Here is a 9223-nt window from a genome sequence, read left to right as displayed (position 1 = left end):
AGGAGCGACGGTGGAGATCCACCAGATACCGGCACTCGCAGACCTCGTCCGGACAGGACAGCCACAACCCGCGTGGGCACAACTCATGACAGAGAAACGGCGAAAGACACTCATCGTCTGCATTCCCTGCCACGACACCATCCACGCGCCGATCCCAACCACGAAATCCACGCAGTAATCACCAGAGAGCCGATGCGAGGAAACCCGCACGTCCGGTTCGGGCCGGGGGCCGCCGGAAAAGGACCCGCCACATCGGCGGGCACCTCGCCGGCGGCCTACCGGGGCACACCGGCTACCGGCCGCGGGCGGCGCTGCGCGGGCTCGCTGCCCGCCTCGCCCCGGGCTGGGCGCGACCCGACAACGCGCGCAGGGTCGCGCCGCCGGACGCGCGCTTGAACAGGTACTCCGCCCGGGGGTAGGACAGCCGCCCGCGGCCCGTGTCGGGGCACAGGTCGCCGGGCGGGCGGGGGCGGCCCGGTCCCGGGCGGCGCTCGGCGAGGAAGACCGGGCCCCGGCTGCGGCCCTCGACCAGCTCGGCCAGCAGCGCTGACGTCGCCCGCGCCCAGGCGATGCGGCCGTGCCGGGCGCGGCCCGCGGCGAGGTCGAGCTCGTCCACGTCGAGTGCGAGCACCTCGCGGGCGGGCGCGCCGCTCTCGTGCAGCACCCGCCAGAGCGCCCGCTCCCGCAGCGGCGTGGCCGGGGTGGTGAGCGCGGCGACCCGCCGCGGGTCGAGCGGCCGGGCCCGCCCGCGGGGCGCCGGCAGCCGGTCGAGGGACCCGTCGAGCGCGCTGGTGCCGGCCCAGGCCGCGAAGGCGCGCAGGGCGGCGCGGTGCCGGTTCCACGTGGCGGGCGCGGCCCGGGACCAGGCCGAGGCGAACACCCGGGCGACCGCCTCCGGGGACAGCGCGCAGAGCGGCAGGTCGTCGCCGAGGTCGCGGCGCAGCCGGTCGAGGGTCTGCCGGTAGGACCGGACGGTCCCCGGGCTCGGGCCGGGGCGGGCGAGGAAGGCCGCGGCCGCCTCGCCCAGCCCGGGTCCGCCGCCCGCCGGTTGCCGCGGTGCCGGTTCGGGCCGCAGGGCCGCTGCCCGTCGCAGCCACACCTCGCGCTCGGGCAGGCTCGCCGTCATGCTCGCGGCGCGCTCGAACTCCGCGCGGGCGGGGGCGGTGCGGCCGAGGCGGGCGAGCAGGTGGCCGCGGGTGCCGGGCAGCAGCGGGTAGCGGGCCATCGCGGGCTCGGCCAGGAGGGGCTCGATGAGCTGCAGGCCCTCCTCGGGCCCACGGGCCATCGCGACGGCGACGGCCCGGTTCAGCGCGACGACGGGTGAGGGCACCACCCGCACCAGCAGGTCGTAGAGCGCGACGATCTGCGCCCAGTCGGTGTCGGCGGCCGACCGCGCCCGGGCGTGGCAGGCGGCGATCGCGGCCTGCAGCACGTACGGGCCCGGCGGGGCCCGCGTCTCCCGGGCGCGCAGCAGCGCGGTGAAGCCGGCGCGGATCCGGTCCCGGTCCCACCGGTCGCGGTCCTGCTCGTGCAGCAGGACCGGGATGCCGGCCGCGTCGACGCGGGCGGCCCGGCGGCTGTGCTGCAGCTCCAGGAGGGCGAGCAGGCCGTGGGCCTCGGCGGAGTCGGGGGCCAGCCGGGCGAGCATCCGGGCGAGCCGGATGGCCTCGTCGCACAGCGCGGTGCGGATCCAGTCGGTGCCGCCGGTCGCGGCGTAGCCCTCGTTGAAGACGAGGTAGAGCACCTCCATCACCGAGGCCAGCCGGCCGGCGCGCTCCGGTCCGACGGGCACCTCGAACCGGGCCTGGCTCACCGCGAGCGCGCGCTTGGCCCGCACCACCCGCTGCGCCACGGTCGCCTCGGTGACGAGGAACGCGCGCGCGATCTCGTCGGTCCGCAGCCCGGCCACGACCTTGAGGGTCAGCGCCACCCGCGCCTCGGGCGAGAGCACGGGATGGCAGGAGACCAGCATCAGCCGCAGGACGTCGTCGGCCACGTCATCGGGATCGGGTGGTGGTGGTGGTGGCTCGTCGACCGCGGCGGTGCGCAGGTCGTGCGCCAACGCCGCGTGCCCGCGGTCGCGGCGCTGCATCCGGCGCAGCGCGTCGACCGCGCGGCGGCGGGCCACCGTGGTGAGCCAGGCGCCGGGGTTGTCCGGGACGCCGCCGGTCGGCCACTGCTCCAGCGCGGCGACCAGCGCGTCCTGGGCGAGCTCCTCGGCCAGGCCGACGTCTCCGGCGAGCGTCCGCGCGAGGCCGGCGACGATCCGCGCCGACTCCCGCCGCCAGATCCCGCCGATGCCGGCCGGGTCGGTCATCCGGTGGCGGGGCCGAAGACCTGGTACATCATGGACTCGCCGCCGCCGACGATGCCGTGGAACCGGCGGGTCAGCTCGATGGCCTCCTCCCGCGACCCCACCTCCACCAGCGCGAAGCTGACGATCGCCTCCTTGGTCTCGGTGAACGGCCCGTCGGTGACGGTCAGCTCACCCCCGGTGGTCGAGATGCGGGTGCCCGCATCCAGGCCGCCGGTGGCGACCAGCCCACCCGCGCGGGTCAGCTCGTCGATGAACGCGCCCATCCTCGTGTACATCGCGGCGTCGGGCTCGCCGGCGTCGTCGGTCATGGTCAGCAGGAACTGCACGGGGTCCTCCTCGGGTCGGACTGTCGTCGCACCCCTACGTCGCGCCGAGTATGTGACAGGGAACGCGCGATGTGACAGGGAACCGACGGCGCCGCTGGTCAGCGGCCGGCTTCGGGCCGCCGTCGAACCCGGGCGCGGCCGGACGACGCCTCAGCGGACACCGACCCGATGAGAGGAACCAGCCATGACCGCCACCCCCACCGCCCGACCGACCGCCACCTCCGTCCGCGACCCCCGGACCCGCCTGCTGCTGTCGGGGAGCGTCGCCGCGGTCGGTGTCTTCGGGGTCGTCTCCCTCACCCAGGCCGCCACGCGCGAGGGGTTCGACCTGACCCGCTTCCCGCTGAGCGCGCTGTCCAACGGCGACCTGGGCTGGGTCCAGATCACCAACTTCGTCGTCTCCGGCGTGCTGGCGGTCGCCGGCGCCGTCGGGCTGCACCGGGTCATGCGCGGCACCCCGGGTGGTACCTGGGCGCCCCGCCTCGTCGCGGTCTGGGGGATCGGGCTGATCCTGTCGGGGCCGTTCGTGCTGCAGGGAGGCGGCGGGTTCCCGGTCGGTGACCCCGGAGTCCCCGGCATGACGGTCGGCACCATCGGCCACCTCGTCGTCGGCACGGTCGCGTTCGCCGCGCTGATCGCCTCCTGCTTCGTGCTGGGCCGGCACTACGCGCGGTCCGGCGAGCGCGGGATGGCGCTGGGATCGCGCGCCTCCGGGTCGGCGTTCCTGGTCGGCGACCTCTACTCGATGGCCGGTGGGCCGGCGGGCGCCCTGGTCCTGGCGATCACCGCGCTCACGGCGATGGCCTGGGTGGGCGTCGTCGCGCACGTCGAGCTGCGCCGCTGACCGGCACCGGTCGCGGCTCATCGCGCGTCGTCCCGGGGACGTAGCCGAACCCGCTCCCGCGGGTGGACGCCGTGCCCGCCGCCGGCGGGCACGGTTCGGCCATGCCACGCCACGGATCGTCCCGCGCCGTCCCGCTCCCGGCCGTTCTCACGGCCGTCCTCACCGCCGCCCTCTCGGCCGCGCTGGTCGCGTGCAGCTCGGGAGCACCTCCCGGTGGAGCTCCGCCCGGCCCCGCCGACGACGCGGTCGTGGTCACCGCCGGTGGGGCCGTCCGCGGGACGACCACCGCGGAGCACCGGCGCTTCACCGCCATCCCCTACGCCGCCGCGCCGGTCGGGGAGCGGCGCTGGCGCTCGCCGGAGCCGCCGGCGCCGTGGACCGGGACCCGCGACGCCACGGTGCCGTCCACGCCGTGCCCGCAGACGTGGGGGCCGAACCCGGACGGCACGCCCCAGGTCACCGGGGCCGAGGACTGCCTCCAGCTCACCGTCGACACGCCCCGCCGGGCGGCGGCGCCCCGTCCGGTGATGGTGTTCCTGCACGGCGGGCGGAGCTCCGGGCAGGGCGGCCTCTACGACCCGCGGCGGATCGTCACCGGTGGCGACGTCGTCGTCGTGACGGTCAACTCCCGGCTCGGCGCGCTGGGGGCGCTCGCCCACCCGGCGCTCGACGACCCGGCGGTCGGGAACTTCGGGCTGGCCGACCAGCAGGCCGCGCTGCGCTGGGTGCGCGACAACATCGCCGCGTTCGGCGGCGACCCGGGCAACGTCACGCTGTGGGGGGAGTCCGCGGGCGGGTTCGACACCTGCGCCCACCTCGCGTCCCCGTCGGCACGGGGCCTGTTCGCCAAGGCCATCGTGCAGTCCGCGTCCTGCGCCAACCCCGTGGTGGCCCGGGACACCGCCGAGCAGCGCGCCGCCGCCGTCGCCGCCGAACTCGGCTGCCCCGACCCGGCGACCGCTCCGCAGTGCCTGCGGGCGCTGCCGGTCGAGGCCCTGGTCGGGCTGCGCGAGGCCGACGTGACGACGACGGTGTTCGCGGCGGTCGCCGACGCCCCGTGGTGGCCCGTCGCGGGCACCCCGCTGCTGCCCGTCCAGCCCGGTGACGCGCTGCGGGACGGCACCTTCGCCGACGTGCCCCTGATCCACGGCGCCACCCGGGACGAGATGCGCTCCCGCGTCGCCGCGGCCTACGACCTGCAGGGGGCGCCGGTCACGGCGGAGCGGTACCCGGCGATCCTCGCCGACCTGTTCGGACCGGAGGCCGCCCGGGCCGCCGTGGAGCGGTACCCGCTCGCCGCGTTCTCCTCGCCGAGCCTGGCCCTGGCCACCGCGCTGGGCGACCAGGGCGGGATGGTCGGCTCCTGCGCGCAGGTGCCGGTGCACGCCGCCGCCGCGGCGGGCGAGCCGGTCTTCGGCTACGAGTTCGCCGAGCCCGTCGCCGACGTGGCCGGGACCGTCCCGTTGGGCGCCCACCACGGGGCGGACGTCCGCTACTTCTTCGACAGCACCCAGCCGGGGCGGCCCCCGGCGCAGCGCACCCCGCAGCAGCAGCGGCTGGCCGACCGGTTGATCGGCTGGTGGACCACGTTCGCCCGCACCGGGTCCCCCGGTCCGGACTGGCCGCCGGTGCCCGACGGCGGGGTGCTCTCGATCACCGCGGCCGGCACGGCCCCGGTCGACCTCGCCGTGGCCCACCACTGCGACCTGTGGCAGCGCGTCGCGCCACCGACCGGCTGAGCGGGATCGACGGCCCCGTCCCACGGCGCGGAACCCCGGGACGGGGCACGGGCGCGGGCCGCCCGGTGGTCGGGTGCGCGTCAATGATCGTCCTGGCGGACGACGGTGGAGCCCGCCGTGGCGGTGCGGATCGACGTGCTCGGGCCGCTGCGCGCCCAGGTCGCCGGTGCGCCCGCCGACCTGGGCGGGCGGCGGCGCCGGGCGCTGCTGGCCCGGCTCGCCGTGGCCGGCGGGCGGGTGGTGTCGACCGACGCGCTGGTCGAGGACCTCTGGGCCGCCGAGTCCCGCCCCGGGCGCTGGCCGCGCTGCAGGTCACCGTCTCGCACCTGCGCCGGGTCCTGGAGCCCGACCGGCCGCCGCGGGGGCGGCGACCGTCGTGGTCAGCTCCCCGCCGGGTCAGCCCGACAGGGCGTCGAGGTGGCGGCGCGCCCTGGGGGCCAGCGCGCCGAGCCCCTTGGCGGTGGCCGTGTCCAGCGCGGCCTCCAGCACCTCCCGCGCGCGCCGGGCGTCGCCGGGCCCGCCCCGTGCGATCAGCGCGCGCCCCTGGTGCAGGCGCAGCCAGGCCAGCTGGCCGGCGGACGCCCCGACCTTGCGGATGCCCAGGTCGAAGTGCTCCAGCGCGCGGTCGGGCTCGCCGAGGGCCAGCGCGAGGAGGCCGCGGGCCCGGTGCACCGGGCCGACCAGCAGCGTCGGCCACCCACCCAGCGCGATCTCCTCGGTGTGCGGTTCGAGCAGGGCGTCCACCCGGCGGGCGAGGCCGTCGACGTCGAGGCGGTCGTTGCGGAACCCGTCCAGGCTGTTGATCGCCTCGGCCGCCACGGCCAGCGTCGGCACCGCCAGCCCGTGCGGGGGCAGGGCCCGCAGGTCGGCGGTCAGGTCGAGGGTGGCCGCGAGCTGGTCGACCGCCGCCGCGGGCTGCTCGACCTCGCCCCACATCAACGCGATCGCCGGGGCCCACAGCACGAAGTACTGGCGCCGCTCGGCCAACCGCAGGATCCCGGCCAGCTCGGGCATCCGGCCCTGCTGGTAGCGCAGCCAGGACAGCTGCCCCATCCAGGTCTGCTGCATCGAGTCGCTGACGTCGCGCTGGTTCTCCTCCAGCATCGCCTTCTGCGGCCCGAGGATGCGGGCCTCGGCGTCGGCCAGGTCGCCGTCCCAGAGGTCGAACACGGTGTCCAGGGACAGCTGGCTCCACGGGCCCATGCCGGCTGCGGTCTCCTCGACCAGCGCCCGGTGCAGCTCGCTCGTCCGGTGCGCGGCGATCATGTCGCCCAGGCGGAGGTGGTCGACCACCGACTGCATCAGCGCCTCGCCGCGGAACAGCGCCGACGTGGCGGCCGCCGAGACCTCCTCCATCCGGGCGCTGATCCGGCGCAGCTCGGCGGGCGGGGCGTAGTCGAACAGGGCGTAGCGGCACTCCGTGAGCACCTCGCACGCCACCTCGGGGTCGGTGTCCGGGATGAGCGCGTCCAGGGTGGCGCGGGCGAGCACGACGGGCTCGGGGTCCTCGAGGACGGGCCCGTCGGGCAGCAGGCCCATCGTCGTCCAGTGCGCCAGGGTCGCGTTGAGCAGCAGCCACAGCTCGTGGGCCTCGCGGTCGGCGTCCAGCTCGGCGGAGGCGACCAGCTCGTCGCGCGCGGTGCCGAGCATGTGCAGCAGCGAGCGGTCGACCCGGCCGGGGTCGGTCCACCGCCTGCCCAGCCGGATCGCGGCCACCGCGCGCTGCCGCGGGCACCCGCCCGCCTCCTCGTAGGCCGCCCGGAACGCGGTCTCCGCGGCGTGCATGTCGGCGCGGTCGTGGCGGGCGTCGCCCTGCGCGATGTGCAGCGCGAAGCGCAGCGCGGGGTCGGCGGTGAGGGCGAGCCCCCGCGTGGCGAGCTCGATCGCGGTGTCGAGGCGGCGGACGTCGTGCTCGCCGCGCGCCGCGGCCAGGCAGGCCGCCGCCACCTCGTCGTCGGGCACGTCCGGGCGGGCGGCCAACGCGTGCCGGGCCGCCCCGGCGAGGTCGACGTCGGGGGTGCCGGCGAGGTGGCGGTAGGCGGCGGCGTGCAGCCGCCGCGCGCGCCCGGGTTCGGCGGCGAGCTGGGCCAGCACCGCGTCGCGGGCCGCGGCGCGGGCGAACCGGACGCCGTCGTCGGCGACGACCGCCCCGGTGCGCACGGCCAGCGCCAGGCCCGCGTCGGCCCGCTCGGCCCGCACCCCGAGGACGGCGGTCACGACCACCGGGTCGATGCGCAGGTCGACGGCGGTGACGGCGGCGGCGGCCAACCAGTCGCTGACCGTCGGCTGCGGCGCCCCGGGCTCCCCCGCGACCGCCAGCACGGTGCCCCCCGCACGGCCGGCGAACGGGCCCGGGTCGGCCCCGGCCACGCAGAACCCGACCGCCGCCCCGGACAGCCGCGACCGGATCTGCTCGGTCAGCTCCGCGGCCAGCGCCGTCATCCGGTGCGCGTCGTCGATCACGACCAGCACCGGGCGGTTGCGAGCGAGCGCGGACACCACCCCGACCGCGGCGTCGACCAGCCGGTTGGGCTTCGCCGGGCGGAACCCGCCCGACGGGCGCGGGCTGGCCACCAGGTTGGTCAGCAGCGCGCGGTCGGTGTCGGGCGCGAAGCGCGGGTCGGTCAGCGCGGCGGCCCACAGGTCGCGCATCAGCTGCCGGCCCGGCGCCAGGTCGTCGGCGGCGTCGCAGACCTCGCGGACCACCCACACCCCGGCCGCGGCGGCCAGCGCGGCCAGCTCGTCGACGGTGGCCAGGCGGGCCGGACCGGTCGGGCCGACCACGTTGAGCAGCTCGGCCTCCCGCGCCCGGATCGAGGCCACGAACGCCTCGAGCGCCGCGCGGTGCGGCCCCGGCTCCGCCGCCTGCGGGATCGGCGGGGGGACCGGCACGGCGCCGTGCTCACCCAACTCGATCAGCTGGGCGGCGCGCGCGACCGTCGGGTCCTCGTAGCCCCACCGCGGTCTGAGCTCCTCCAGCATCGCCTCCGCGGCCGGTGCCCCGTTCTCGACCAGCGTCGACAGGAACCGCAACAGCCACACCTCGCGGTCGCCGTCCAGCGCCGCGGCCAGCGCCTTGTCCTGGTCGATCCAGTCCAGGGCGGCGAAGTCGGCGGTCAGCAGGTCGGCGCGCACCCACAGCTTGGCCAGCCTGCGCTGCTGGGTGTCCAGGCGCTGCGCGGCGAGCCGGCAGATGCGCGGCAGCGGCCAGTCGTCGCCGACGGTGAACGGCTCCCCGCGCCACCGGGCGGCCGCCCCGGCCAGCACCCGCGCGGCCTCGGCCGGGTCGGCGTCCTCCAGGAGGCGTTCGGCCCGGTCGGTCAACGCCACCACGGCGGTGGTGTCGAGGATGGCGGCGGGCTCGACACCCCCCGGCCCGGGCAAGGGTTCGAGCCGGTAGCCGGCGTTGCCGCGCCCGGAGGTGACGGTCAGCCCGACGCGGCGCAGCGCGAGCCGGAGCTTGGAGACCACCGGCCAGAGGCGGTCGGTGTCGGGCGCGGCCGGCCACAGCGCGTCGACCAGGTCGGCCCGCGGGACGCCCTGGCCCGGTCGGGCGGCCACCAGGACCGCCAGCGCCTTGGCCAGCTGGGGGGCCAGCTCGACGAGCTCACCGCCCGCGCGCAGCTCAACGTTGCCGATCACGCGCAGTTCGTCGTCGACCATTCCCGTCCCACCGCAGGCTTGCCTGCGGGCGATCCTCTCGACACCGTCGGTGAACGGCAAGCGCCCATCCGGCTCGACGGCGCCCGCCACCTGCACGGAAAGGTGACGGCAAGGTCGTCGGCCTAGGTTCGCCACCGACGTCACCGACGACGGCACGGACCGGCCGTCTCGATCGGTGCCCCGGTGGAGGGGACGGCCCGTGTCGCCGTCGGCGGCGTCGGGGCTGGTGGGGCCATCAGTCCGGCGGAGCACCGTGGGCGGCGACGCCGCGGCGCGAGGGGCGGCAACCCCCCGCGGCGCGACGGCGCCACCCGTTCCGCACCGCCGAGGGCGG

6 protein-coding genes are annotated in these 9223 nt (G+C 77.4%); 3 read left to right on the top strand and 3 right to left on the bottom strand.

Features of this window, described 5'->3' with window-relative positions:
* The first annotated feature begins 10 nt into the window (after positions 1-10).
* Positions 11-178, top strand: coding sequence for an HNH endonuclease (locus KDL28_RS42375; RefSeq protein WP_372496859.1), 168 nt, complete (start codon positions 11-13; stop codon positions 176-178).
* 114 nt (positions 179-292) lie between these two features.
* On the opposite strand, the gene KDL28_RS42000 is transcribed toward KDL28_RS42375, so the two are convergent.
* Together KDL28_RS42000 and KDL28_RS39850 are read right to left on the bottom strand one after the other, a co-directional pair.
* Positions 293-2317, bottom strand: a complete 2025-nt coding sequence (locus KDL28_RS42000) for a sigma-70 family RNA polymerase sigma factor (protein WP_308216138.1) — start codon at positions 2315-2317, stop codon at positions 293-295.
* Entirely contained in the window at positions 2314-2643 is a 330-nt protein-coding gene (locus KDL28_RS39850; protein WP_252446673.1) for a YciI family protein, read from the bottom strand. Before KDL28_RS39850 ends, KDL28_RS42000 begins: the two co-directional genes overlap by 4 nt.
* A gap of 184 nt (positions 2644-2827) precedes the next feature.
* Between KDL28_RS39850 and KDL28_RS39845 the strand changes: the two genes are divergently transcribed.
* Complete coding sequence (locus tag KDL28_RS39845; RefSeq protein ID WP_252446672.1) at positions 2828-3487, top strand: DUF998 domain-containing protein; 660 nt, start codon at positions 2828-2830, stop codon at positions 3485-3487.
* Positions 3488-3588: 101 nt separating this feature from the next.
* Complete coding sequence (locus tag KDL28_RS39840) at positions 3589-5226, top strand: carboxylesterase/lipase family protein (protein ID WP_252446671.1); 1638 nt, start codon at positions 3589-3591, stop codon at positions 5224-5226.
* Positions 5227-5622: 396 nt separating this feature from the next.
* Here KDL28_RS39840 and KDL28_RS39835 read toward each other — a convergent pair whose 3' ends face one another.
* Positions 5623-8889, bottom strand: a complete 3267-nt coding sequence (locus tag KDL28_RS39835) for an AfsR/SARP family transcriptional regulator (protein WP_252446670.1) — start codon at positions 8887-8889, stop codon at positions 5623-5625.
* Between the last annotated feature and the right edge of the window lie 334 nt (positions 8890-9223).

It is taken from the genome of Pseudonocardia humida, from assembly GCF_023898865.1.
GTDB lineage: Bacteria > Actinomycetota > Actinomycetes > Mycobacteriales > Pseudonocardiaceae > Pseudonocardia > Pseudonocardia humida.
The sequence above is the reverse complement of the archived record's forward strand: the minus strand, read 5'-3'. Positions and strand labels throughout refer to the sequence as shown.

What these genes read in the sequence shown, in the direction of transcription:
- KDL28_RS42000 (WP_308216138.1), bottom strand. Translation starts at nt 2,317, where the DNA reads ATGACCGACCCGGCCGGCATCGGCGGGATCTGGCGGCGGGAGTCGGCG.
- KDL28_RS39835 (WP_252446670.1), bottom strand. Translation starts at nt 8,889, where the DNA reads ATGGTCGACGACGAACTGCGCGTGATCGGCAACGTTGAGCTGCGCGCG.
- KDL28_RS39840 (WP_252446671.1), top strand. Translation starts at nt 3,589, where the DNA reads ATGCCACGCCACGGATCGTCCCGCGCCGTCCCGCTCCCGGCCGTTCTC.
- KDL28_RS39845 (WP_252446672.1), top strand. Translation starts at nt 2,828, where the DNA reads ATGACCGCCACCCCCACCGCCCGACCGACCGCCACCTCCGTCCGCGAC.